1 protein-coding gene is annotated in these 581 nt (G+C 60.8%); it reads left to right on the top strand.

Annotation, left to right across the window (positions count from 1 at the left end; genetic code table 11):
• The coding region (locus tag HCA44_RS20700; protein ID WP_169651215.1) for a DUF3558 family protein at positions 1–403 on the top strand (403 nt) is incomplete at its 5' end.
• Between the last annotated feature and the right edge of the window lie 178 nt (positions 404–581).

Here is a 581-nt window from a genome sequence, read left to right as displayed (position 1 = left end):
CTGCACCATCTCCGACGAAGCACTGGTTCAAGCAGGGCTGGACCCGGCAACGGAAGGGCCGGGCTCGATGGCGGGCGGCCTGCCGGGCTGGAACAGCTGCGCGTGGGACAGCGAAGATGTGGGCGTGATCATGGGTGCGTCGACCACCACTGGTCCTGACCATTTTCGCAGCTTCCCCGGCAACATCGATTTCCAGGATGTGACCGTTGCGGGCCGTGAGGGGTTTACGTACCGCAAAGAGCACGACGAAACAGGCACATTCTGTTCGCTCGTGGTACCTGTCGAGAGTGGCGGCGTGATCGATATGCAGGTCGACCGGTCACCTTTCACCAAGGACACAACATCTATGTGCGAGTGGGTCGTGCGGATCGGGAACGTGCTGGTTGCCGAGGCTCCACGCTGACGAATACGCTTCGACCATCGAATTCACGGCAAACAGGGGAGGGCCGGTCGAATGACCGATGCGGTTTCAGGGGTGGACAATCTACTCGCCTTGGCGGCACAAGCGAAGGCAGGCGAACTCGTTCTCGATCCAGAGGTAGCCCAGGACTGTGCAAAGGCTGCCAAAGATGCCATCGCGT

Origin of the sequence: Rhodococcus sp. HNM0569 (genome assembly GCF_012726205.1) — a bacterium.
Lineage (GTDB): Bacteria > Actinomycetota > Actinomycetes > Mycobacteriales > Mycobacteriaceae > Rhodococcus_F.
The sequence above is the reverse complement of the archived record's forward strand: the minus strand, read 5'-3'. Positions and strand labels throughout refer to the sequence as shown.